This is a genomic window from Streptococcus sp. S1, from assembly GCF_034137685.1.
Taxonomy (GTDB): domain Bacteria; phylum Bacillota; class Bacilli; order Lactobacillales; family Streptococcaceae; genus Streptococcus; species Streptococcus dentalis.
This window is the reverse complement of sequence record NZ_CP139418.1, coordinates 36,454-59,831: the sequence shown is the minus strand read 5'-3', so window position 1 is coordinate 59,831 and position 23,378 is coordinate 36,454. Positions and strand designations below refer to the sequence as shown.

The following is a 23,378-nucleotide window of genomic DNA, read 5'->3' as shown; positions in this document are numbered from 1 at the left end:
CTAATTAAAGAATAATGAGAAGCCTCATTGAATTTATTAAGATATCGTGGTAAATTTAAGAAAACGATTACAATGACAATTTAGGAGGTCCTGATGAAATCACATCAACCACGTTATGCGATCCGCAAGTATGCAGTAGGAGCAGCTTCGGTGCTCATAGGATTTTTTGCTGGCGCAAATGTTGTAGCAGCTGATACGCCAACGGCTACAGACAGCACTTCAACGACAGTTCCAACTCAGCCAAACGAGGGTGAGTCAACTATTTCCCTTAATGAGGAAGCTTCTCAGCCAACAGTAGAAAAACCAACGGCTCCTGCCCCAATAGTCGATCAAAGTCAACCGACACTGCCTGATCGTGAATTGCGAGTATCAGATCTTGACCGTTTGATTCGCGAAGGAGCGAGCTCGGTCGCAGCGTCGGATGTGGCAGCTCAACCAGCGACAGCAGCGACGGAAACGCCTGCCAAAGATCCTGACCAGGAAGAAAAATTAGCCAAGAAAAAGATTGTATCGATCGATGCCGGTCGCAAGTACTTCTCGCCTGACCAAATCAAGGAAATCATTGATGAAGCTAGTAAGACGGGTTATACAGACTTGCATCTTCTAGTTGGAAATGACGGCTTGCGCTTTGTGCTGGATGATATGTCTTTGAAAGTGGGAGATACTTCTTATTCTAGCCAAGCCGTGACGGATGCGGTTGAAAAAGGAACGAAAGCTTATTACGATGATCCGAACGGGACAGCCTTGACCCAGGCTCAAATGGATGATATTTTGGCCTACGCCAAATCGAAGAAAGTAGGTGTCATCCCAACCATTAATAGTCCAGGTCATATGGATGCGATTCTGACGGCCATGGAACAATTGGGCATCGAAAACCCTCACTTTAATTATTTTGGTACAAAGAAATCAGCTCGGACAGTTGATTTGGACAACCAAAAAGCCTTAGACTTTACTAAGGCTTTGGTAGACAAGTATGCGGCTTATTTCAGCGGCAAGGCAGATATTTTCAATATTGGTTTGGATGAATATGCCAACGATGCTACAGATGCCCATGGTTGGCAGGTTCTCCAAGCCAGCAAGCATTGGCCAGGTGAAGGCTATCCAGAAAAAGGCTATGAAAAATTCATCCAATATGCTAATGATCTAGCAGCTATTGTGAAAAAACACAAGATGAAACCAATGGCCTTCAATGATGGAATCTACTACAATGGCGATACTTCCTATGGTACTTTTGACAAGGATATCATTGTGTCCTACTGGACAGGTGGCTGGAATGGCTATGATGTCGCTTCTTCAAAACTCTTGTCTGAACTAGGTCATCAGATTCTTAATACCAATGATGCTTGGTATTATGTGCTTGGACGGGACAAGGCTGGATCTGGTTGGTACAACCTTGATCAAGGTCTCGAAGGAATTTCCAAGTCAGCGATTGATGTGGTTCAAAAAAATGATGGAGCTAAGGTACCTTTCATCGGTGGCATGGTAGCTGCCTGGGCAGATACGCCATCTGCAACCTACAAAAAAGACCTTCTCTTTAAGCTCATGCATGCCTTCGCGGACAAGAATGCGGACTACTTTGTAGCAGATCCTGAAGTGGTCGAAAAAGCTCTTTCGGAAGCTCCAACTGATTTGGATCACTATACACCGGAATCTCTAGTAGCCTTTACGGCAGCTAAAAAAGCTTTAGAAGGGGCAGGAGCAAATACCACTCGAGCAGAGGCCAAAACCTTGATCGATCATCTCAAAGCAGCTCAAGATGCTTTGGTGTATACGGAAAGCTACGCGAAAGAAGTTGCTGCAAAAGAAGCAGCAGAAAAACTAGCCATGAAGAAGGTCATCTCGATCGATGCAGGCCGCAAATACTTCTCACTGGATCAGTTGAAACGAATCGTAGATAAGGCCAGTGAGTTGGGTTATTCTGACTTGCACCTCCTTGTCGGAAATGATGGCATGCGCTTCGTCCTCGATGATATGACGGTGGAAGCCAATGGCAAGACTTATGCTAGTGACGATGTGAAAAAGGCCATTTTAGAAGGTACCAAGGCCTATTACGATGATCCAAATGGCCAAGCCTTGACCCAAGCGGAAATGGATGAACTCCATGCTTATGCGACTGCTAAAGGAATCGGCTTGATTGCGGCAGTCAATAGTCCTGGACACATGGATGCTTTGTTGGTAGCCATGGAAAAATTGGGCATTGAAAATCCACAAGCCAGCTTTGATACGGTTTCAAAAACAACCATGGATTTGACCAATGAAGCAGCAGTCAACTTTACCAAAGCCTTGATTGGCAAGTACATGGACTACTTCAAAGACAAGTCTAAGATCTTTAACTACGGAACAGATGAATATGCCAATGACGCTACCAGTGCGCAAGGCTGGTACTACCTCAAGTGGTATGACCTCTATGGTAAATTTGCGGAGTATTCCAATAGTCTTGCAGCTATGGCGCGTGAAAAAGGCTTGCAGCCAATGGCCTTTAACGATGGCTTCTATTATGGAGATGAAGATGATGTTGCCTTTGACAAGGACGTCTTGATTTCATACTGGTCTAAAGGATGGTGGGGCTATAACCTTGCGTCACCACAGTATTTGGCAGATAAGGGGTATAAATTCCTTAATACCAACGGGGACTGGTACTATGTTTTGGGCCACAAAGGTGACCAAAGTTATCCGCTCGAAAAAGCTATTCAAAATACAGAAACTGTTCCGTTTGAACAGTTAGCTTCAACCAAGTACCCTGATGTCAAATTACCGACATCCGGAAGTATGTTGGGAATTTGGGCTGATGAGCCGGCCAATGAATACAAGGAAGAAGAAGTCTTCCAGGTCATGGAAGCTTTTGCCAACCATAACAAGGACTATTTCAAGGCGGACTTCACTGCTCTTAGAAAAGCAGTTGCTACGGTACCAACAGATCTAGCCATTTACACACCAGAATCGCGCGCAGCCCTTGCGAAAGTCTTAGATAGCTTGAATTGGAATGTGAGCCGTGCTCATCAAGATCAGGTGGATCAAGAAGTGGCTGCTCTGACTCAAGCCCTTGCGGGGCTCAAGCCAATTACGCAAGTAGGTAGCTTGGCTGAAAATGACGTCAAAGCCCTAGTGGAAGACAAACCAAGTCTTGAAATCGTAGAAAAAGAACTTGATTTTGACCTTGTGGAACGGACCAATCCAGATCTCGCTAAAGGAGAACGCAGAGTGATCCAGGCTGGGGTTAAAGGGCAAGGTCTTGAGTATGTAGAGGTTTCAGCGCTTGATCAAAGTCGAAAAGTGATTGCTACAGAAGTTGCAACAGAGCCTGTTGCAGAAATTGTTGAAGTCGGTACCAAAGAAGTCGTGATCCCAACAAGCCCTTCAGTAGAAGCACCAGTGAAACCAGACGTGCTTGTAAACAAAATGGTTTCAGATCCTTCAACACCTCAAGTGATCTCGAAGAATCAGCCAGTAGCACCAGAAAATACCCCAACGCCAATTCCAGCAGCTGTGGAAGAAACGGTTCGTTCAGAAGCAGTATCTTCTAACAAGCAACTTCCAGAAACAGGAGTGGAATCTGCTCTGGGGCTCTCTTTACTAGGAGCGATCTTAGGAGCAGCAGGAATGGACTTGAAAAATAAAAAAAGAGACTAAGACCTAGTAGATTTGTAACAGGTCGAAGTTAGGAGAGTGGGACAGAAATCGGTCATTCGTTAGAATTCGATTTCGTCGTCCCACCTCCGCACAGTTGAGTAGGGCTGTAAAAGCTGATGAAATCAGCGTAGTAGAGCCCACTCAACCACTGCGTCTTGCTCGACAATCCAAAAATAATTGAGAGGCTAGGACTTTTGTCCCAGTCTCTTTTTGTGCTCGTAAAACTGTACCCGGACAGTTTGATTTTTTCACTCTTGTAACCCCTTCTATATCCTGCTAAAATAAAACCATGACACGATACAAAGCAACCATTTCATATGACGGGACCTTGTTTGCAGGGTTTCAACGCCAACCTCATGCCCGTAGTGTGCAAGAGGAAATCGAGAAGACCTTGACGCGCCTCAATCAAGGAACCCCTGTTACCGTTCATGGAGCGGGGCGAACGGATTCCGGTGTCCATGCTCTTGGCCAGGTGATTCATTTTGATCTCCCCCAAGCGCGGGACGAGGAAAAGCTCCGCTTTGCCCTCGATACCCAAACCCCAGAGGATATTGATTTCATCCGAGTAGAGCAAGTAGCAGATGACTTTCACTCACGCTACAAGAAGCACAGCAAGACCTATGAATTTATTGTGGATTATGGTCGTCCCAAGAACCCCATGATGCGCCACTATGCCACCCACTATCCTTATCCTTTGGATGTGGAAAAGATGCAAGCAGCCATCCAAAAGTTGGAGGGAACCCATGATTTCACCGGTTTTACGGCTTCAGGAACCAGTGTGGAAGATAAGGTTCGTACGATTACAGAGGCTCGCTTGGTCGAGGATGCAGAGCATCATCGCCTTGTCTTTACCTTTTCGGGCAATGGTTTTCTCTACAAGCAAATCCGCAATATGGTGGGAACTTTGTTGAAGATCGGAAATGATCGGATGCCGATCGAGCAGATCGATCTGATTTTGGATAAGAAGGACCGCAATTTAGCAGGTCCTACAGCAGCGCCAAATGGCTTATATTTAAAGGAGATCCGTTATGAGTAATGAATTGATTCTAGCTATTTCAGGAAATGATATTTTTAGTGGTGGAGGTCTTCACGCAGACCTTGCAACCTATACGACCAACAAACAGCATGGTTTTGTAGCGGTGACTTGTTTGACCGCTATGACGGAGCACGGTTTTGAAGTGATTCCGGTGGATCCGACGACCTTTGCGCAACAGCTCAACTCCCTCAAAGATGTTCCTTTCTCTGCTATTAAACTCGGTCTTTTGCCAAATGTCCAAGTGGCAGACTTGGCTTTGGACTATGTCAAAGCCCATGCGGAGATTCCTGTGGTACTAGATCCTGTCTTGGTCTGCAAGGAAAGTCATGATGTAGAAGTTTCAGCTCTTCGAGACGAATTGATTAAGTTCTTCCCTTATGTGACCATCATCACGCCAAACTTACCAGAAGCTGAGATCTTGACCCAAAGCAAGATTCAATCGCTCGACGATATGAAGGCGGTAGCGCGCAAGCTCCACGAATTAGGAGCAGCGAATGTCGTGGTCAAAGGAGGCAATCGTCTCAATAAAGAAAAGGCCATCGATGTCTTTTATGATGGGACAGACTTCACCGTCATTGAAGAGCCAGTCTTAGAAAAGAACAATACAGGAGCTGGTTGTACCTTTGCGTCTAGCATTTCCAGCCAGTTGGTGCAAGGGAAATCTCCACTTGAAGCTGTTAAAGCCTCTAAAGACTTTGTTTTCCAAGCGATTCAACATTCAGACCAGTATGGAGTAGTACAGTATGACATCTAATCGAACTCAACTCATTGCCCGCCTCTCTATTTTGACAGCCTTGACAGTTGTACTTGGCTACTATACCAAACTTCCAACTCCTACAGGGATCGTCACCCTACTAGATCTTGGCGTTTATTTCACAGCCTTCTATTTTGGACGCAAGGAAGGTGCTATTGTAGGTGGTGTCGGAGCCTTCTTATTGGATCTGATTTCAGGCTATCCTCAGTGGATGTTCTTTAGTCTCCTCTTTCACGGGGGACAAGGCTACTTCGCTGGCTTCAAGGGCAAAGCTCGTTACCTAGGCTTGCTTCTTGCGACAGTTGTCATGGTAGGCGGTTACGCACTAGCTTCTGCTCTCTTTTTAGGCAATGGCTGGGGTGCTGCTATCTCGGACATTCCGAATAACCTCGCTCAGAATTTTGTTGGAATGGCTTTAGGTTATGTGGTCTATTATGCATTTCAAAAGAAAGGAAGCTAATTCATGGATCTGGAGCAACTGAAGAAGGATACAAAAGAAATCTTGGTAGATGTCTTGGAAAAAAGCCGTCTCCGCCAAGGACAGATTCTTGTACTCGGGATGTCTTCAAGTGAAGTTGCAGGAGGGCAAATTGGAAAGGCCTCCAACATCGACATTGCCGAAGCTATTGTCCAGACCTTGCTAGATGAGTTGAATCCAAGAGGGGTTTATCTGGCAGTACAAGGATGTGAGCATCTCAATCGCGCCTTAGTGGTCGAAAGAGAATTGGCAGATAAGAAGGAACTAGAAATCGTCAATGTCCTTCCGAGTCTCCATGCAGGAGGTGCTGGGCAACTCGCAGCTTTCAAGTATTTTAAGGATCCTGTTGAGGTGGAATTTATCACAGCTCAAGCGGGGTTAGACATCGGAGATACCTCCGTGGGGATGCATGTCAAACATGTGCAAGTTCCAATTCGCCCTATCTTGCGTGAACTAGGTGAAGCCCATGTCACAGCCCTCGCCAGTCGGCCAAAATTGATCGGCGGCGCCCGTGCTCTCTACCTCGATGATCCCATCCGAAAATCATAATCAGAACTAGCTTTTAAGGGCTAGTTTTTTTGGATGAAAAGAGAGGCAAAAACGTTTTAAAACTTGCAATTTCAAAGTTTTGTGGTAAAATTATAAGGAATGACTATATTATTTTAAGGAGAGACAGAATGTCTGTATCATTTGAAAACAAAGAAACTAACCACGGTGTATTGACTTTCACAATCAGCCAAGAGCAAATCAAACCTGCTTTGGACCGTGTGTTTGAGTCAGTTAAGAAAACTTTGAACGTACCTGGATTCCGTAAAGGTCATATTCCACGTCCAATCTTCAACCAACGTTTTGGTGAAGAAGCTCTTTACCAAGATGCTTTGAACGATCTTCTTCCAGCAGCGTATGAAGCAGCTGTTAAAGAAGCTGGAATCGAAGTTGTAGCACAACCAACTTTCGATGTTGTATCTATGGAAAAAGGTCAAGACTGGACATTGACAGCAGCTGTTGTAACAAAACCTGAAGTAAAATTGGGTGCTTACAAAGACCTTGAAGTATCAGTAGAAGTTTCTAAAGAAGTAACAGACGCTGATGTGGATGCTCGTATCGAACGCGAACGCAACAACTTGGCTGAATTGGTTGTTAAAGAAGGTGCTGCAGCAGAAGGTGACACAGTTGTGATCGACTTCGTAGGTTCTATCGACGGTGTTGAATTCGACGGTGGTAAAGGTGACAACTTCTCACTTGGACTTGGTTCAGGTCAATTCATCCCAGGTTTCGAAGACCAATTGGTTGGACACTCTGCTGGTGAAACAGTTGACGTGATCGTAACATTCCCAGAAGACTACCAAGCAGCTGACCTTGCAGGTAAAGAAGCGAAATTCGTGACAACGATCCACGAAGTAAAAGCAAAAGAAGTACCAGCTCTTGACGATGAATTGGCAAAAGACATCGACGAAGAAGTTGAAACTCTTGCTGAATTGAAAGAAAAATACCGCAAAGAATTGGCAGCAGCTAAAGAAGAAGCATACAACGATGCAGTAGAAGCAGCAGCAATCGATCTTGCCGTTGAAAACGCTGAAATCGTTGACCTTCCAGAAGAAATGATCCACGAAGAAGTACACCGTTCAATCAACGAGTTCCTTGGAAACATGCAACGTCAAGGTATCTCACCTGAAATGTACTTCCAAATCACTGGAACAACTCAAGAAGATCTTCACAAACAATACGAAGCAGAAGCTGAAAGCCGTACGAAGACAAACCTTGTGGTTGAAGCAGTAGCGAAAGCAGAAGGCTTCGAAGCAACTGAAGAAGAAATCAACGCTGAAATCGAACAATTGGCAGCAGATTACAACATGCCAGTTGAACAAGTTCGCAACCTTCTTTCACCAGAAATGTTGAAACATGACATCACAGTGAAGAAAGCAGTGAACGTAATCACAAGCACAGCAAAAGTAAAATAATTGAGATAAAAAAGAAGAGCCGTGAGGCTCTTCTTTTTTTTGATTTCATGGAGAATCCTGGAATTTTCCTTTGACGAAAGGGGAAATTTATCGTACAATAGAGTGTAACGATAAAATGCGTGATAGATTTAGTGACGAGAAGTTTTCAATCTATCATTGAGGATAGGATGAGGTTGAAGACCGGATCCTTCTCCATTTAGGAAATGAAACATAAGGAGATTTACCCTTGGAATTAGAAGTATTTGCTGGACAAGAAAAAAGTGAACTTTCTATGATTGAAGTGGCGCGTGCGATTTTGGAATTACGCGGACGTGACCATGAAATGTACTTTAGCGATCTTGTAAATGAAATTCAAAATTACCTTGAAAAATCAAACAGCGAGATCCGTGAAGCTCTTCCATTGTTCTACACAGAATTGAATGTAGATGGAAGCTTTATCCCACTTGGAGATAACAAATGGGGTCTTCGTTCATGGTATGCCATCGATGAAGTTGACGAAGAAATCATCGCTATTGAAGAAACAGACGAAGATGAAACTCCTAAGAAACGGAAGAAAAAACGTGTCAATGCCTTCATGGATGGAGACGAAGATGCGATCGACTACAACGACGATGATCCAGAAGATGAAGAAGTTTACGAAGCAGATCCAGCTCTTTCATACGATGAAGAAAATCCAGATGATGAAAAGAGTGAAGTCGAAGCTTACGATGCTGAAATCAATGAAATCGTACCAGATGATTTGGGTGAGGAAGTTGAATTAAGCGAAGAAGACGACGAAGAAGAGGATTCTGAAGACGAGGAAGAAGAATAAATCATAAGAAGAGGCTGGGACAAAAGTCCTAGCCTCTCAATTGTTTTTGGATTGTCGAGCAAGACGCAGTGGTTGAGTGGGCTCTACTACGCTGCTTTCATCAGCTTTTACAGCCCTACTCAACTGTGCGGAGGTGGAACGACGAAATCGAGTTCTAACGAATGACCGATTTCTGTCCCACTCTCTTTTTGTTTGCATTGAAAAAAGTGGCGAAATGGTATATGATAAACGTGTAAGGTTTCCCAAATAGGAGGTGTTCCAGATGGACTTTCGTTTAGATCAAAGTTTAGTAGCTCTTGGTATTGATACAGTTGTGGTCGGAATTGCTAGAAATGTGGATCCTCAAGCAGTTTTGCCCCCTTCTTTTCTTGAAAAGAAGAAAGAGCTTGAACAATGGGCGCTCCAGTGTCAGACAGAAGAAGTAGTGGCATCTCCTGTCATCAAAGGGTATACAGACCTCTTGCAAAAAGTAGGGCGTAGCATCAAGAAAAATCCCCCAACAGTCCTAGCTCTTATCCGAAACATCCAGCATCGAGGAGCTCTTCCTCAGATCAATAGCATCATCGATATCTATAATGTCGAATCTCTGAAGTCCTTTCTCGCAATTGGAGGACATGACCTAGATAAGATTGAGGGACCGATTGAATTTACAGTGAGTCAAAGAGACGATCTCTTCCTCCCTATCCTTTCTAGTGAAAAACATGTCGCACCGACAGATCCTGTCTACCGGGATCAAAAAGGAGTTCTGGCTTGGTTGGATGTACGCGATAGTGACCATTACAAATTTGAGGAGACTACGCAAAACGCCCTCTTTGTCATCCAAGGAAATACCGAGACGTCAGTCGAGATGCGTTTAGAAGCGCTAGAACGAATCCACAAGGACCTTGCTCTTTGCATGCCTCAGCTTCAATTTGAGAAATTTCTCGTCACACAAAATGGAGTGGAAAAGGTCGTGTAAACAGCGAAAATTATTTTCATGAAATTTTCAATTTGACAAAGTAGACCATTTGCGGTAAGATATTGTTCGGGCACCTCATTTTGAGGTCGGAGCTCCCTAAGGATTAGGGAGCTATTTTTGTTTTTTCTGCAAAGAGGAATGGCCTCTACAACATTAGAAGAAGAGGAAAGCACATGTCAACAAAATATATTTTTGTCACGGGTGGTGTCGTATCATCCATCGGGAAAGGGATTGTCGCAGCAAGTCTTGGTCGCTTGCTCAAAAATCGTGGATTGAAAGTGACCATCCAAAAATTTGACCCTTATATCAATATTGACCCAGGGACGATGAGTCCTTACCAACACGGGGAAGTATTTGTCACAGACGATGGCGCAGAGACAGACTTGGACCTTGGTCACTATGAACGCTTCATTGATATTAATCTGAATAAGTACTCAAATGTGACAACAGGGAAAATTTATAGCGAAGTCCTTCGAAAGGAACGTCGTGGAGAATACTTGGGCGCGACTGTACAGGTTATTCCTCATATCACAGATGCTTTGAAAGAAAAGATCAAACGAGCAGCGACGACGACGGATTCAGATGTCATCATCACAGAAGTCGGGGGAACAGTTGGAGACATTGAATCCCTTCCATTCCTTGAAGCTCTTCGTCAAATGAAGGCAGATGTTGGTGCTGAAAATGTTATGTACATCCACACCACCCTTCTTCCTTACTTAAAGGCTGCGGGAGAAATGAAAACCAAGCCGACGCAACACTCTGTGAAAGAATTGCGTGGTCTTGGGATTCAACCAAATATGTTGGTCATCCGTACAGAAAAACCAGCTGGTCAAGGAATTAAGAACAAGTTGGCTCAATTCTGTGATGTCGCACCAGAAGCTGTCATCGAATCACTGGATGTGGAACATTTGTACCAAATCCCATTGAACTTGCAAGCACAAAATATGGACCAAATCGTTTGTGACCATTTGAAATTGGATGTTCCTGCAGCAGATATGACAGAATGGTCTGCGATGGTCGACAAGGTCATGAACCTCAAGAAACAGGTCAAGATTTCCTTGGTTGGAAAATACGTAGAATTGCAAGATGCCTACATTTCTGTCGTTGAGGCCTTGAAGCACTCAGGGTATGCCAATGATGCAGAAGTCAAGATTAATTGGGTCAATGCCAATGATGTGACAGCTGAAAATGTGGCAGAACTCCTTGGAGATGCGGATGGAATCATCGTCCCAGGTGGTTTTGGTCAACGGGGAACAGAAGGCAAAATTCAAGCCATCAAGTATGCGCGTGAACAAGACGTCCCAATGTTGGGTGTCTGCTTGGGTATGCAGTTAACCTGTATCGAATTTGCCCGTCACGTTTTAGGTTTGGAAGGGGCTAATTCATCCGAATTGGATCCAGAAACCAAGTATCCAATTATCGATATCATGCGGGACCAAATCGATGTGGAAGACATGGGTGGAACGCTCCGTCTCGGTCTTTACCCTTCTAAACTCAAACGAGGATCAAAAGCAGCAGCTGCCTATGACAATCAAGAAGTGGTACAACGTCGCCACCGTCACCGTTATGAGTTTAACAATGCTTTCCGTGAACAGTTCGAAGAAGCAGGATTTGTCTTCTCAGGCGTTTCACCAGACAACCGTTTGGTCGAAATCGTTGAAATCCCAGAAAACAAATTCTTTGTTGCTTGCCAATACCACCCAGAATTGTCAAGCCGTCCAAACCGCCCAGAAGGACTTTACACAGCCTTTATCACAGCGGCAGTTGAAAACCACGATAGCAAATAAAAATCAAGGGAGCAGGTCGAAGGACCTGCTCCCTTTTTGTGAAAAAATGACAAACTCTGAAAAAAGTTTGAAAAAAATCTTGACAAGAAAGTAGAAGATTGATATACTAGTAAGGTACTCAATCGCGGGGATGGCGGAATTGGCAGACGCGCAGGACTAAGGATCCTGTGACCGCTTTAGGTCGTGAGGGTTCAAGTCCCTCTCTCCGCATCGGATCAAGATAGCTTCGGCTATCTTTTTTTGTTTTCAAATTTCTTTGTGGTAGAATAGGTGTGAGATGAGGTGAGAACATGAAGAAAAAGGATCTGGTATTGGCCGATGGCCTTTTTGCACTATTGGGAAGTGCCATTAATTTTTTCGGTCCTATCCTGATTTTAGCGATGGGGATAGGTGCATACAAGGATACTTTTAGATATTTTATCGCCTTAAACATATGGAATGTTTTCATTTTTTTAGTGGCGATTGCTTCTAAGTATCTGCTCAGAGATAAAAAAAGAATCAAAAAATGGATTCTTCATCTTTTTCTGATAGCAGGCAGTATACTCTTTCTTGCGTCAATCCTTGCAGTGTGTGAGAATATTCCCTTTCTTGAGGGAGTGCTAAACGGACTTCTTGGAAAAATATTTACCGACAGTCAGTTATTTGCTGCTTATTTCTATTCTCAATGGGTTGCAGCGGTATCCCTTGTGATTTGCGGGATTGCCTTTCTCCTTTCACTAAAAAAATTTAAAGAAGAGAATTGAAGGGGGTGTAAGTCCCCTTCTTTTACTTGTTTGCTAGGATGAGAGTCTTAGGAGATAGGAGATTCCGTCCTATTTATCGGAAGAAATCGCTTAAAGCTACAGGAAAAGCTAGCAATTTCATCTAAAAAGTGATAAAATAAACAATGTAAGTGGGATTAACCCCACAAAAATTTATAGGAGGCCTATAACAAATGGCAATCGTTTCAGCAGAAAAATTTGTCCAAGCAGCTCGTGACAATGGTTATGCAGTTGGTGGATTTAACACAAACAACCTTGAGTGGACTCAAGCTATCTTGCGTGCAGCAGAAGCTAAGAAAGCTCCAGTACTTATCCAAACTTCTATGGGTGCTGCTAAATACATGGGTGGTTACAAAGTATGTAAAGCCCTTATTGAAAACCTTGTAGAATCAATGGGTATTACTGTACCAGTTGCTATTCACCTTGACCATGGTCACTACGACGATGCTCTTGAATGTATCGAAGCTGGTTACACTTCAATCATGTTTGACGGTTCACACCTTCCAGTTGAAGAAAACCTTAAATTGGCGAAAGATGTCGTTGAAAAAGCTCATGCTAAAGGTATCTCAGTAGAAGCTGAAGTTGGTACTATCGGTGGTGAAGAAGACGGTATCATCGGTGACGGTGAATTGGCACCAATCGAAGATGCTAAAGCAATGGTTGCTACAGGAATCGACTTCTTGGCTGCAGGTATCGGTAACATCCACGGTCCTTACCCAGCAAACTGGAAAGGTCTTCACCTTGACCACTTGCAAAAATTGACTGAAGCTGTTCCAGGATTCCCAATCGTATTGCACGGTGGATCAGGTATCCCTGATGATCAAATCCAAGCAGCTATCAAACTTGGTGTTGCAAAAGTTAACGTTAACACTGAATGCCAAATCGCATTTGCAAATGCTACTCGTCAATTCGTACGTGAATACGATGCAAACGAAGCAGAATACGATAAGAAGAAACTCTTCGACCCACGTAAATTCTTGAAACCAGGTTTCGAAGCAATTACAGCAGCTGTTGAAGAACGTATCGACGTATTCGGTTCAGAAGGCAAAGCTTAATTTAGCTTTGAAATGTTATTAACCAGAGGTTTATCCGCAAGGATAAGCCTTTTTTGATTTTATATTCATTTTATCTGATTAATGTTAAATGAATAGATTAGTAAGTTAAAATCAATCCATGGTTATATAAAGAAGTTAATATATTTACTTTTGTAATAGGTTGTGATAAAATGAAATTAAGTTTTAGGTATATAGGAGGTAGTGTGAATATGAAAAACACTAAATTATTGTTAACAGTTTTAATCGCTGGCTCGTTGCTAACGGCTTGTCATACTAATAATGTATCGAAAGATACTGCTTTGCCTGAAAAGAATCCAACGGTAAAATCGGATTCGACACCTAAGTCTGAAAAGAATTCGTCAATGAAAGATGTTACTAAAGAGAACTCGCGTTTAGAAGAGATGAATTTGTTAGCAAAACAATCGAAATCAACAGAAGAAATCTATGTCACCGGAGATGTTGTTGTGGGTGAGAACGGAGATGTAAAACCTGGTATTTATGATTTGGAAATAACAGGAGGATCAGGAAATATTTTTGGAAATAGAAAGGATCCTTTTTCACTGTTTATTAATTGGGTAGCAGGTGCACCAGGAACATCAACCGATTATCCTTCAAAAATCAGGATTATTTTATTTGAGGGTGATACATTGGATTTTAGTAATATTTCCAAGATTAAGTTTAATGCAGTACCAGAAAAAGTAGAAATGAGTAATGAAGCGGGAATTGGAGAGTATGTAGTGGGGCGTGATATTAAAGCTGGTACGTATAAACTGAGCACGAATGTGAAGCTAGATCCTGAATTTGATAATTTAGGTTGGTCAATTGATATTTATAATAATTCAACGAAAAAAAAGAAAGAACAAACTCTAAATTCTGGTAATCAAGATGTTGTCGTGAAATTAGAAGACGGAGATATAATTTCAACTAGTTTATATAACTCTGATCCTGATTTACCAAGTGATAATGCTAGATTAATTTTTACTGAATATAAATAGATTATAAATTAACCAGAGGTTTATCCGTAAGGATAAGCCTTTTTGTAGACTTGGAGGTTATTATTTATCTCTTTTATTATTGCAATAAAAATATCTTATTTGTATTGCTAAAACACTCTAAAACTTGTACAATATGCCTATGAAAAAATTCAAACTGTGGAGCTGGATCGTTTGTGGCTTTCTCCTGCTCTTTTTAGGTGCTACATTTGTTTTTCATCAATTCAGTTTACGAAATGAAAGTAAGCTTCTCACACCCATTGGTAAACAAGTTACAGTCAATGGACATCGAATGAATGTCTCTGTTAAAGGAGAAGGGCCTCAAATAATCGTTTTTCTTTCCGGTGCAGGTATCGCCTCTCCGATTTTAGACTTTAAGGATCTATCAGATTCCCTATCCAAAAAATACAAAGTTGTTGTCGTGGAGCGAGCAGGATATGGTTTTAGCGAAGATAGTGATCGTTCAAGAGATGTGATGGAGGTCCTTTCTGAAACCCGTCAAGCTTTGGCGCAAGCTCATGTTTCAGGTCCTTATGTGATTATTTCGCATTCTATGGCTAGTTTAGAGAGTCTTGCTTGGCAAGAGAAATATCCAAATGAAGTGAAGGCTTTGATTGGCCTGGATTGGGCTTTGCCAGCGAGCTATGAAGATTTAAAAGAACACCCAACTCTTATAACCTTAGCCTATTGGACGAGTAAGATTGGCCTGCTCCGTTATTTCCCTGAGTCTGTTTACCTGAAGAATTCTGACTTGACTAAAAGTGAGCGTCAGCAATACCGATTTTTAGCTTACAAGCAGTTGCTGTCGACGGCTATGCTCAATGAGACCCGAACTGTAAAGAAAAATGCCCAAAAGGTTAGTAAATTTACCATTGATCCCAAAATCCCTGTACTTCTCTTGGTTTCAAATGGGGAGGGAACCAGCTTTAGCCAATCAGAGTGGCAACGTTATGCAGAGAGATTTGCAAGCGACCAGTCTAATGTTCAAGTCGACTATATGGATGCGCCTCACGACCTCTATCATTATCAAAGCGATGCTATTGTTTCTCGTATTAAAGAATTTTTAGAGAATAATTGAGGGCTTAAAAATCCATTGAGACTGATGATAATAATTAAATGCTGAAGGATTAACAGTAGAATCGTTAATTTTCTCGATTAAAAAAATTCTTTTTCTTAACAATAAGCCCGCCCCTAAGGGCAGGTTTTTTGGTGTTTTAAGGAAACTATTAAACCAGAATTTCTGACTCAAAAGCATTATTTCAAGAGAGAAATTTCTAATTTCATAATCTATAAGCAAACGCTTGCATTCCTTTTTTTATTGGATTATAATAGGTTGGTATAAAGCCTTCTGTAATAATATTGAGTAAGTGTAGAAAGTAAGGATTTAGAATATTTGTAGTCAAAAATACAATGTTGCTTCTTACGATAGGGAGATAGATATGGCAATGATAGAAGTGCAACATCTTCGGAAAAATTTTGTGAAGACAGTTAAGGAGCCGGGGTTAAAGGGGGCCTTGCGCTCCTTTATTCATCCTGAAAAGCAGACCTTTGAAGCGGTCAAGGATTTAACTTTTGAAGTTCCAAAGGGGCAGATTCTAGGATTTATCGGGGCAAATGGTGCTGGGAAGTCGACCACCATCAAAATGCTGACAGGGATTTTAAAACCGACATCTGGTTTTTGTCGGATTAACGGCAAGATTCCACAAGATAATCGACAAGATTATGTCAAGGATATTGGAGTCGTTTTCGGACAACGCACCCAGCTATGGTGGGATTTGGCACTGCAAGAGACCTACACGGTCTTGAAGGAAATTTACGATGTACCGGACTCGCTTTTCCATAAGCGCATGGACTTTTTGAATGAAGTTTTGGATTTGAAGGATTTTATCAAGGACCCCGTGCGAACTCTTTCACTTGGGCAACGGATGCGGGCGGATATTGCAGCTTCCTTGCTTCACAATCCCAAAGTTCTCTTTTTAGATGAGCCGACCATTGGTTTAGACGTTTCGGTCAAGGATAACATTCGTCGGGCCATTACTCAGATCAATCAAGAGGAAAAGACAACTATTCTCTTGACTACTCATGATTTGAGTGATATTGAGCAACTCTGTGATCGGATTTTTATGATTGACAAGGGGCAAGAGATTTTTGATGGGACGGTTAGCCAGCTCAAGGAAACCTTTGGCAAGATGAAGACTCTCTCCTTTGACCTGACGCCAGGTCAAAATCATCTAGTCTCTCATTATGAGGGCTTGCCTGATATGTCCATTGATAGACAAGGAAATACTCTCAATATTGAATTCGATAGTTCCCTCTACCAGTCGGCCGATATTATCAAGCAAACCTTATCTGATTTTGAAGTTCGTGATTTGAAGATGGTAGATACAGATATTGAAGATATTATCCGTCGCTTCTATCGAAAGGAGCTCTAAGATGGTCAAATTGTGGAGACGTTATAAACCCTTTATCAATGCAGGGATTCAGGAGTTGATTAGCTATCGAGTTAACTTTATTCTCTATCGGATTGGTGATGTCATGGGGGCTTTTGTCGCTTTCTATCTCTGGAAGGCTGTCTTTGACTCCTCCCAGGAGCCTTTGATTCAGGGCTTCAGTATGGCGGATATCACCCTCTACATCATCATGAGTTTTGTGACCAATCTTTTGACCAGGTCTGATAGCTCCTTTATGATTGGTGATGAGGTAAAAGATGGCTCTATTATCATGCGCTTATTGAGACCAGTGCATTTTGCGGCCTCTTACCTTTTCACTGAACTTGGCTCCAAGTGGTTGATTTTTATCTCTGTTGGACTGCCATTTTTAAGTGTCATTGTTTTGATGAAAATCTTATCTGGGCAAGGTATTGTAGAAGTGCTGGGATTAACTGTCCTTTATCTCTTTAGCTTAACTCTGGCTTATCTGATTAACTTTTTCTTTAATATCTGCTTTGGATTTTCAGCCTTTGTATTTAAAAATTTATGGGGCTCCAATCTACTCAAGACTTCAATAGTGGCCTTTATGTCTGGCAGTTTGATTCCCTTGACGTTTTTTCCAAAGGTGGTTTCAGATATTCTCTCCTTATTGCCATTTTCATCCTTGATTTACACTCCAGTTATGATTATTGTTGGGAAATACGATGCCAGTCAGATTCTTCAAGCACTTTTGCTTCAGCTTTTCTGGCTTATAGTGATGGTGGGCTTGTCTCAGTTGATTTGGAAACGAGTCCAGTCATTTATCACCATTCAGGGAGGTTAGTATGAAAAAATATCAACGCATGCATCTGATTTTTATTAGACAATACATCAAGCAAATCATGGAATACAAAGTTGATTTTGTGGTTGGTGTGTTGGGAGTCTTTCTGACTCAAGGCCTAAACCTCTTGTTTCTCAATGTCATCTTTCAACACATTCCCTCCCTAGAAAGTTGGACTTTTCAAGAAATTGCCTTTATCTATGGATTTTCCTTAATTCCAAAGGGACTAGATCATCTCTTTTTTGACAATCTCTGGGCTTTAGGTCAACGACTAGTTCGAAAAGGGGAGTTTGACAAGTATCTGACTCGTCCTATCAATCCTCTCTTTCACATCCTTGTTGAGACCTTTCAGATTGATGCCTTGGGTGAACTTTTGGTCGGTGGAATTTTACTAGCGACAACGGCGACTAGCATTGCTTGGACTCTTCCAAAATTCCTGATTTTTCTAGTTTGTATTCCTTTTGCGACCTTGATTTATACTTCCTTGAAAATTGCTACAGCCAGCATCGCTTTTTGGACCAAGCAGTCAGGTGCCATGATTTACATTTTCTATATGTTTAATGATTTTGCCAAGTATCCTATTTCTATTTACAATTCGCTCCTTCGTTGGTTAATTAGCTTTATTGTACCTTTCGCCTTTACGGCCTACTATCCTGCCAGCTATTTCTTGCAGGACAAGGATGGACTCTTTAAAATTGGTGGTTTGATTCTGATTTCCCTTGTTTTCTTTGTTATTTCCCTCAAACTTTGGGACCGGGGATTGGATGCCTACGAAAGTGCTGGTTCGTAAGAGGTAAAGTAAGACTAAAATCAAGAAAGGAACTTATGATGTTTGTAATTAAAGAAGTCAAGGGTGAAGATCAAAAAATGGCAGTTGTCGCTGAGATTTTAAGGGATTTGCCAGAATGGTTTGGAATACCAGAAAGCACGCAAGCCTACATTGAAGGAGCTAAGGATTTACGAGTTTGGGCTGCTTATCAAGAAAGTGATGTAGTAGGGTTTATAGGTTTATCATATTCGAGTGAAGATTGTGCTGAAATTGACTGTCTAGGCGTGAAAAAATCATTCCAAGGTCAAGGAATTGGAAGGGAATTAATTACGACTATAGAAAGAGAAGCAGTCAAACAAGTGGACTACCTACAGGTCAAAACAGTCGCAGAAGGTTCAAATAAAGATTATGACCGAACAAATGTCTTTTATCGCAGTCTTGGTTTTAAAAAATTAGAGATTTTTCCGCAACTATGGGATCCACAGAATCCATGTCAGATTCTGATTAAAAAGATCAACTAAAAGTGCTTGACATCCGCTATCAGAGTGCTATACTAAGAAGGTAATCGCCGATTTAGCTCAGTTGGTAGAGCAACGCACTCGTAACGCGTAGGTCACAGGTTCGATCCCTGCAATCGGCATAGAAAAAATCTGCTTTGAAGGAGCGAGACGACGAATGATGGTGATCACATATTCGTTCGGTCTCGCTCTTTTTTTTGACCGCATAGGCACCTTTTTTGACCACTTAGTCAAAAGTCCTTGTCGCCGTTGGGGCTCTCTGCTATCATAGAATCATCAAAGGAAGAAGTACTTCCGAATAATCAAAATGAGGTATATGATGAAAAAACTACTTGGACTTGGATTTATTTTGGCTGCTCTTGCGGTTGTCACAATGGGAATGGTTGGTTTTCCAAAGCTCGATGTGAACATCTGGCCCCTATTTCCTGCTCTCTTATTTGCATTCTTTACACTTGAAAATCTCTTGAAAAAAAGATTACAAGGCAAGTGTTATCTGCGCCTTGATCGCATTTATGATCGCAAATGCGATTTACGATCTCTTGTCGGTCTCAAATGGCCTGGTTATTACAGCAGGTGTGCTCGCTTGTGTAGGTCTTAGTTTTCTTTTACCGAACAAGGAAAGCAATAAATAAAGAAAGGCTGGTCACTTGATCAGCTTTTTTACTTCTCAAAAACTACCTCTTGATGGGGAAAACGTTCCGCTTACTGAAAAGCCCTTGTTTTGTTTTCAACAGCTGTTATAATGGTACTATCAAAACGTTGGGAAAGGAGTTTTATGAAAGTTAGAATCGAATTGGATCCATCTATGGACGAGCCTGAGATCTTGATTCGAGCTCCGCGCTTGACCCCGGAGTTGACCCAGCTGCAAGAGAGAATCCTCGAACAAAAGGTTGCTCCTTTGGCCTTTTACAAGGATCGAAGTGAGTATTTTCTGGATGTGGCATCGATCCTCTTTTTTGAGACGGACGGGGAGAAGATTTTTGGGCACACCAAGGACGAGGCCTATGAGGTTAAGCAGAAGCTCTATGAGTTGGAGGAGCTGCTTCCCATCGCCTTTTGTCGGATATCCAAATCCACCATTGTCAACGCAAAGCAGATCTACTCTCTGGAAAAGTCTTTTTCAGGGACCAGCACGGTCAATTTCTACCAGACTCATAAGCAGGTTCACGTATCTAGACGCTACTATCAACTCTTAAAAGAACGACTAAATGAAATGAGGTAATATCATGAGAAAAAAATTAATTGGAGTATTCTTAATCCTTTTAGCAGCCTTAATCCTCTTACAAGGCTATTTTGTAAAATGGGACATTAGCATCTGGACCTTAGCTTGGGTTACCTTGCTTGCCGTCCTGTCCCTCTCTAGTTTCTTAAAACGCCATTTTGGTTGGGGCTTCATCTATGGACTTTTAGCCCTCTTTTGTCTCAATGGGCAATACCATTTCCTCCCAGTTTCAAATTCAGTTGTCATCCTTTCCTCAATTCTCGCTGTGATTGGGCTCAACATTTTGTTTAAACCCTCTAAGAAAACAAAAGCCCGCCTAGCTTCCTATTCTGCTGGGTCCATGAGTAAGTCGGATGGCAATGACATTGATGTCACTTTTTCAACAGTGACAAAATATCTCAATGACCAACACTTTACCCGCGGAAGTGCAGATGTGAGTATGGGAGAAGCATCGGTTTATTTTGACAATTGCCGCATCGAGGGTCCTTCTGCTCAGTTTGTTGTCGATGTTTCCCTTGGGAGTCTGAGCCTCTATGTACCAAGTGATTGGCGCGTCCATGTTAATGTGGATAATTCCCTCTCAGCGATCCAACATCAGGAAAATCCAAGTGCTTTGACAAGCAAGGATTTCTACATTACAGGCGATGTCTCCTTAGGAAATCTGGAAATTATCTATGTGGGAGCGAATTCGTTTTCTTAAGTCGGAAATGAAAAACTTTGGCCAAAAGCTTGCCAAGAGAGATTTTTTTTGGTAATATAGTACGGTATGTGGTGCTAGCACATCCGTTATATTAGATCTAATAGGAGGAAACACAGAAATGGCTAAAGTATGTTATTTCACAGGTCGTAAGACTGTATCAGGTAACAACCGTTCACACGCTATGAACCAAACAAAACGTGCCGTAAAACCAAACCTTCAAAAAGTAACTGTCCTTATCGATGGTAAACCTAAAAAAGTTTGGGCTTCAGCTCGTGCATTGAAATCTGGTAAAGTAGAACGCGTTTAATAAAGAATATAGAACCTCATAGAGGTTCTTTTCTTTTTCTCTAGAGACAGCTGTCACAGTGGGAGAAGAATAGTCCCTACCCTTTTACAGTTGATCTCTTTTATGGTAAAATAGAATATAAAATACTTTTGAGGTAGAAATTATGACAGTAAAAATCAATACAAAGGACGGTCAAATTGAATTGACTGATGAGGTTATCGCAACTGTTGTAGGCGGTGCCGCTACTGAAATCTTCGGTGTGGTTGGAATGGCCAGCAAAAATGCGATCAAAGATAATTTCCAAGCCCTCCTAGGGAAAGAAAACTTCTCTAAAGGTGTTGTTGTCAAAACAACGGAAGCAGGAACTATCGCAGTTGATGTTTACACTGTTTTGAGCTATGGAACAAAGATTAGCGAAGTCTCAAAAAATATTCAAGAACGTGTGAAATTTAGTTTGGAAAATCAACTTGGAATCACTACGGATACTGTGAATGTCTATATTCAAAATATCAAGATTGTGGGAGAATAATCGTGGCTAATATTACTACAAGTTTATTTCAAGAAATGGTTCAAGCGGGGGCTACGCGCTTAAATAAACAAGCGGAATATGTAAACTCTTTGAACGTCTTTCCTGTACCAGACGGGGACACAGGAACCAATATGGGAATGACCATCGAAAATGGGGCCAAAGAAGTATCTGACCGTTCTGCTTCAACTGTTGGAGAAGCAGCAGGGATCTTCGCTAAAGGTCTCTTGATGGGGGCGCGTGGGAACTCAGGAGTTATCACTTCTCAATTGTTCCGCGGATTTTCTCAAAGTGTCAAAGACAAAGAAGAATTGGATGGAGCAGCACTTGCAGCAGCCTTCCAGTCTGGTGTAGAAGTTGCTTATAAGGCCGTTATGAAGCCGGTTGAAGGAACCATTTTGACGGTTTCTCGTGGGGCAGCCATTGGGGCCAAGAAGAAAGCAGAATCTACCAACGATGCAGTAGAAGTTATGCGTGCCGCTCTTGAAGGAGCTAAAACAGCTCTTGCGAAGACTCCAGATATGTTGCCAGTCTTGAAAGAAGTTGGCGTGGTAGACTCTGGTGGTCAAGGGTTGGTCTTCATCTATGAAGGATTCTTGTCAGCCTTGACAGGTGAATTCATCGCTTCTGAAGAGTTCCAAGCAACACCTGCAACCATGTCAGAAATGATTAATGCAGAACACCACAAGTCAGTCGCTGGCCATGTGGCTACTGAAGACATCAAGTTTGGTTACTGTACAGAAATCATGGTCGCTTTGAAACAAGGTCCAACCTATGTCAAAGACTTCGATTACGATGAATTCCGTAACTATTTGAACAACCTTGGGGATTCCCTATTGGTGGTGAATGACGATGAGATTGTCAAAGTTCACGTCCATACAGAAGATCCAGGTCTTGTCATGCAAGAAGGTCTTAAGTACGGAAGCTTGGTCAAGGTCAAAGTCGACAACATGCGCAACCAACACGAAGCGCAAGTTGAAAAAGAAGAACGTCAAGCCAAACCAGTTGAAGAAAAAGAATATGCCATCATCGCAGTTGTTGCGGGTGACGGATTGGCTGATATCTTTAAAGCGCAAGGGGTGGATTACATCATCTCTGGTGGTCAAACCATGAACCCATCAACAGAAGACTTTGTTAAAGCGGTTGAAGAGTTGAATGCGCGCAACATCATTATCTTGCCAAACAACAAAAATATCTTGATGGCCGCTCAATCTGCAGCAGAAGTGATTGATCAACCAGCAGCAGTTGTAGAGACCAAGACTATCCCTCAAGGATTGACCAGTCTTCTTGCCTTTGATGAGAGCAAATCGATCGAAGAAAACTACGAACGCATGAGCGCTTCATTGGGCGATGTTGTGTCTGGTAGTGTGACGACAGCGGTTCGCGATACCACTATTGATGGCCTTGAAATTCATGAAAATGATAATCTTGGAATGGTCGATGGTAAGATCGTCGTTTCAAACCCAGATATGATGGAAACCTTGGAAGAAACCTTCGCTCATATGTTGGACGAAGATAGTGAAATTGTGACCATCTATGTCGGTGAAGACGGCAGTGAGGAGTTGGCAAATGAATTGGCCCAAGTCCTTGCTGAGAAGTATGAGGATGTAGAAGTGGAAATCCACCAAGGTGGCCAACCCGTCTACCCATACTTGTTTAGTGTAGAATAATTGAACAGAAGGTTCCTTTCGGAACCTTTTTTTGTATATAGAAAAACCAGGAGATTCTCTATGAAAGCAGCGTGATTCAGAGGGATTTGAGACTGAAGTGAACCCTCCACTGAGGCTTTATTCGTGAGAAAAAGGAGTTTCTGCAAAAAGTCTCATATTCATCAGATTTTTATTCAAATTGAAGAGCTTGAAAAGAGGAGGAAATGGTTTGAGAA

Annotated in this window: 22 protein-coding genes, 2 tRNA genes and 1 pseudogene; all 25 read left to right on the top strand. The window is 42.2% G+C overall.

Annotated features, from left to right (window positions below):
• Window positions 1-93: 93 nt before the first annotated feature.
• The gene (locus SM121_RS00295; RefSeq protein ID WP_320910930.1) at window positions 94-3,630 is read left to right on the top strand and encodes a family 20 glycosylhydrolase; all 3,537 of its coding nucleotides are present in this window, start codon (window positions 94-96) and stop codon (window positions 3,628-3,630) included.
• Window positions 3,631-3,919: 289 nt separating this feature from the next.
• Complete coding sequence (gene truA, locus SM121_RS00290) at window positions 3,920-4,666, top strand: tRNA pseudouridine(38-40) synthase TruA (protein WP_320910929.1); 747 nt, start codon at window positions 3,920-3,922, stop codon at window positions 4,664-4,666.
• Window positions 4,659-5,420: a bifunctional hydroxymethylpyrimidine kinase/phosphomethylpyrimidine kinase gene (locus SM121_RS00285; protein WP_320910928.1), complete on the top strand. Its 762-nt coding sequence runs from the start codon at window positions 4,659-4,661 to the stop codon at window positions 5,418-5,420. The genes truA and SM121_RS00285 overlap by 8 nt, the downstream gene beginning before the upstream one ends.
• Window positions 5,410-5,880: an ECF transporter S component gene (locus SM121_RS00280; protein ID WP_003010175.1), complete on the top strand. Its 471-nt coding sequence runs from the start codon at window positions 5,410-5,412 to the stop codon at window positions 5,878-5,880. Before SM121_RS00285 ends, SM121_RS00280 begins: the two co-directional genes overlap by 11 nt.
• A 3-nt stretch (window positions 5,881-5,883) precedes the next feature.
• Window positions 5,884-6,447, top strand: coding sequence for a TIGR01440 family protein (locus SM121_RS00275; RefSeq protein ID WP_320910927.1), 564 nt, complete (start codon window positions 5,884-5,886; stop codon window positions 6,445-6,447).
• 128 nt (window positions 6,448-6,575) lie between these two features.
• Complete coding sequence (gene tig, locus SM121_RS00270) at window positions 6,576-7,859, top strand: trigger factor (protein ID WP_003017990.1); 1,284 nt, start codon at window positions 6,576-6,578, stop codon at window positions 7,857-7,859.
• A gap of 226 nt (window positions 7,860-8,085) precedes the next feature.
• Window positions 8,086-8,670, top strand: coding sequence for a DNA-directed RNA polymerase subunit delta (gene rpoE / locus SM121_RS00265; RefSeq protein WP_320910926.1), 585 nt, complete (start codon window positions 8,086-8,088; stop codon window positions 8,668-8,670).
• 262 nt (window positions 8,671-8,932) lie between these two features.
• Entirely contained in the window at window positions 8,933-9,628 is a 696-nt protein-coding gene (locus SM121_RS00260) for a B3/B4 domain-containing protein (protein ID WP_195487438.1), read from the top strand.
• Between the two features lie 173 nt (window positions 9,629-9,801).
• Window positions 9,802-11,415: a CTP synthase gene (locus SM121_RS00255; protein ID WP_003004055.1), complete on the top strand. Its 1,614-nt coding sequence runs from the start codon at window positions 9,802-9,804 to the stop codon at window positions 11,413-11,415.
• Window positions 11,416-11,539: 124 nt separating this feature from the next.
• A tRNA-Leu gene (locus SM121_RS00250) sits at window positions 11,540-11,625 on the top strand.
• A gap of 80 nt (window positions 11,626-11,705) precedes the next feature.
• Entirely contained in the window at window positions 11,706-12,158 is a 453-nt protein-coding gene (locus SM121_RS00245) for a hypothetical protein (RefSeq protein WP_320910925.1), read from the top strand.
• A 191-nt stretch (window positions 12,159-12,349) separates the two neighbouring features.
• The gene (locus SM121_RS00240; RefSeq protein WP_003004573.1) at window positions 12,350-13,231 is read left to right on the top strand and encodes a class II fructose-bisphosphate aldolase; all 882 of its coding nucleotides are present in this window, start codon (window positions 12,350-12,352) and stop codon (window positions 13,229-13,231) included.
• A 209-nt stretch (window positions 13,232-13,440) separates the two neighbouring features.
• A complete protein-coding gene (locus SM121_RS00235; RefSeq protein ID WP_257738288.1) occupies window positions 13,441-14,226 on the top strand; it encodes a hypothetical protein in 786 nt (261 codons plus the stop codon).
• Window positions 14,227-14,359: 133 nt separating this feature from the next.
• Window positions 14,360-15,301, top strand: coding sequence for an alpha/beta hydrolase (locus SM121_RS00230; protein ID WP_320910924.1), 942 nt, complete (start codon window positions 14,360-14,362; stop codon window positions 15,299-15,301).
• 361 nt (window positions 15,302-15,662) lie between these two features.
• Complete coding sequence (locus SM121_RS00225; RefSeq protein WP_320910923.1) at window positions 15,663-16,655, top strand: ABC transporter ATP-binding protein; 993 nt, start codon at window positions 15,663-15,665, stop codon at window positions 16,653-16,655.
• 1 nt (window position 16,656) lies between these two features.
• Window positions 16,657-17,475: an ABC transporter permease gene (locus SM121_RS00220; protein WP_320910922.1), complete on the top strand. Its 819-nt coding sequence runs from the start codon at window positions 16,657-16,659 to the stop codon at window positions 17,473-17,475.
• Window position 17,476: 1 nt separating this feature from the next.
• Window positions 17,477-18,262 (top strand): ABC transporter permease, encoded by a 786-nt coding sequence (locus SM121_RS00215; RefSeq protein ID WP_320910921.1) that lies wholly within the window; start codon window positions 17,477-17,479, stop codon window positions 18,260-18,262.
• 38 nt (window positions 18,263-18,300) lie between these two features.
• Window positions 18,301-18,762 carry a GNAT family N-acetyltransferase gene (locus SM121_RS00210; RefSeq protein ID WP_320911300.1) on the top strand — a complete coding sequence of 154 codons (462 nt, stop codon included), beginning with the start codon at window positions 18,301-18,303 and terminating at the stop codon, window positions 18,760-18,762.
• 46 nt (window positions 18,763-18,808) lie between these two features.
• Window positions 18,809-18,881 (top strand) — tRNA-Thr (locus tag SM121_RS00205).
• Between the two features lie 197 nt (window positions 18,882-19,078).
• Window positions 19,079-19,391, top strand: a pseudogene (locus tag SM121_RS00200) (LiaF transmembrane domain-containing protein).
• Window positions 19,392-19,534: 143 nt separating this feature from the next.
• Window positions 19,535-19,981, top strand: coding sequence for a LytTR family DNA-binding domain-containing protein (locus SM121_RS00195; RefSeq protein WP_003004160.1), 447 nt, complete (start codon window positions 19,535-19,537; stop codon window positions 19,979-19,981).
• A gap of 4 nt (window positions 19,982-19,985) precedes the next feature.
• Window positions 19,986-20,681, top strand: coding sequence for a LiaF transmembrane domain-containing protein (locus SM121_RS00190; RefSeq protein ID WP_013904689.1), 696 nt, complete (start codon window positions 19,986-19,988; stop codon window positions 20,679-20,681).
• 118 nt (window positions 20,682-20,799) lie between these two features.
• Window positions 20,800-20,988 (top strand): 50S ribosomal protein L28, encoded by a 189-nt coding sequence (gene rpmB / locus SM121_RS00185; RefSeq protein WP_001140948.1) that lies wholly within the window; start codon window positions 20,800-20,802, stop codon window positions 20,986-20,988.
• Between the two features lie 142 nt (window positions 20,989-21,130).
• Window positions 21,131-21,496: an Asp23/Gls24 family envelope stress response protein gene (locus SM121_RS00180; protein ID WP_003004393.1), complete on the top strand. Its 366-nt coding sequence runs from the start codon at window positions 21,131-21,133 to the stop codon at window positions 21,494-21,496.
• A 2-nt stretch (window positions 21,497-21,498) separates the two neighbouring features.
• Window positions 21,499-23,163, top strand: coding sequence for a DAK2 domain-containing protein (locus SM121_RS00175; protein ID WP_003004216.1), 1,665 nt, complete (start codon window positions 21,499-21,501; stop codon window positions 23,161-23,163).
• Window positions 23,164-23,378: the final 215 nt, after the last annotated feature.

Coding starts and splice junctions, on each gene's coding strand:
- SM121_RS00295 (WP_320910930.1), top strand. CDS start 94: ATGAAATCACATCAACCACGTTATGCGATCCGCAAGTATGCAGTAGGA.
- truA (WP_320910929.1), top strand. CDS start 3,920: ATGACACGATACAAAGCAACCATTTCATATGACGGGACCTTGTTTGCA.
- SM121_RS00285 (WP_320910928.1), top strand. CDS start 4,659: ATGAGTAATGAATTGATTCTAGCTATTTCAGGAAATGATATTTTTAGT.
- SM121_RS00280 (WP_003010175.1), top strand. CDS start 5,410: ATGACATCTAATCGAACTCAACTCATTGCCCGCCTCTCTATTTTGACA.
- SM121_RS00275 (WP_320910927.1), top strand. CDS start 5,884: ATGGATCTGGAGCAACTGAAGAAGGATACAAAAGAAATCTTGGTAGAT.
- tig (WP_003017990.1), top strand. CDS start 6,576: ATGTCTGTATCATTTGAAAACAAAGAAACTAACCACGGTGTATTGACT.
- SM121_RS00260 (WP_195487438.1), top strand. CDS start 8,933: ATGGACTTTCGTTTAGATCAAAGTTTAGTAGCTCTTGGTATTGATACA.
- SM121_RS00255 (WP_003004055.1), top strand. CDS start 9,802: ATGTCAACAAAATATATTTTTGTCACGGGTGGTGTCGTATCATCCATC.
- SM121_RS00245 (WP_320910925.1), top strand. CDS start 11,706: ATGAAGAAAAAGGATCTGGTATTGGCCGATGGCCTTTTTGCACTATTG.
- SM121_RS00240 (WP_003004573.1), top strand. CDS start 12,350: ATGGCAATCGTTTCAGCAGAAAAATTTGTCCAAGCAGCTCGTGACAAT.
- SM121_RS00235 (WP_257738288.1), top strand. CDS start 13,441: ATGAAAAACACTAAATTATTGTTAACAGTTTTAATCGCTGGCTCGTTG.
- SM121_RS00230 (WP_320910924.1), top strand. CDS start 14,360: ATGCCTATGAAAAAATTCAAACTGTGGAGCTGGATCGTTTGTGGCTTT.
- SM121_RS00225 (WP_320910923.1), top strand. CDS start 15,663: ATGGCAATGATAGAAGTGCAACATCTTCGGAAAAATTTTGTGAAGACA.
- SM121_RS00220 (WP_320910922.1), top strand. CDS start 16,657: ATGGTCAAATTGTGGAGACGTTATAAACCCTTTATCAATGCAGGGATT.
- SM121_RS00215 (WP_320910921.1), top strand. CDS start 17,477: ATGAAAAAATATCAACGCATGCATCTGATTTTTATTAGACAATACATC.
- SM121_RS00210 (WP_320911300.1), top strand. CDS start 18,301: ATGTTTGTAATTAAAGAAGTCAAGGGTGAAGATCAAAAAATGGCAGTT.
- SM121_RS00195 (WP_003004160.1), top strand. CDS start 19,535: ATGAAAGTTAGAATCGAATTGGATCCATCTATGGACGAGCCTGAGATC.
- SM121_RS00190 (WP_013904689.1), top strand. CDS start 19,986: ATGAGAAAAAAATTAATTGGAGTATTCTTAATCCTTTTAGCAGCCTTA.
- rpmB (WP_001140948.1), top strand. CDS start 20,800: ATGGCTAAAGTATGTTATTTCACAGGTCGTAAGACTGTATCAGGTAAC.
- SM121_RS00180 (WP_003004393.1), top strand. CDS start 21,131: ATGACAGTAAAAATCAATACAAAGGACGGTCAAATTGAATTGACTGAT.